The following is a 528-nucleotide window of genomic DNA, read 5'->3' as shown; positions in this document are numbered from 1 at the left end:
GACGGCCGCGGCGTGCCGGCTGGCGAGCGTGGCGACGCGCTCGGCGAAGGCGGCGTGGCGGGCCCGGGCGCCGGCGGCGTCCTGGGTGGCCCTGAGGGCTCGGCGGTGGTGGTCGACCGCCTCGGTCAGCCGCCGCCGCCGTTCGGCCCAGCCGTCGGGGTGCAGCGCGGGGGACAGGAGCGCGGCCTGTCGCTGCTGTGCCCAGCGGGCCTGGGCCTCGTGGAGCTCCGCCAGCCGGGCCTGTCGGGCCCGCTCGGCCCGGTCCACCTCCTCAGCGCGGGCTCTGGCTGTGGCGTGGGCTTCCTGCGCGCGGGACGCCTCGTCGAGGACCTGGTCCGCGGCACCGAGCAGGGTGTCGAGATCGAGGCCGGATCCGGTCCCCACCGCCTCGCCGTTCTCGCCGCCGGTCGCGGCCACCGTGTCCACCCCGTCTGTGGTGATCCCGGCGCTGGTGGTGGCCTCCCGGCCGGGGGGAGCGGATGGCGCGGTCGGGGCTGGTGCTCCGAGGCCGGCCGCCGGGTCCTGGGC

At 79.4% G+C, this 528-nt stretch carries 1 protein-coding gene; it reads right to left on the bottom strand.

The genetic code is table 11. The features are described 5' to 3' along the window. Positions 1 to 528, bottom strand: a 528-nt coding sequence (locus AC5LSR_RS23105) for a hypothetical protein (RefSeq protein WP_493469018.1), incomplete at both ends; no start/stop codon positions are given.

It is taken from the genome of Protofrankia sp. CiP1_Cm_nod4, from assembly GCF_982290645.1.
Note: the sequence above shows the minus strand (reverse complement) of the source record. Positions and strands in the feature narration are given on the sequence as shown.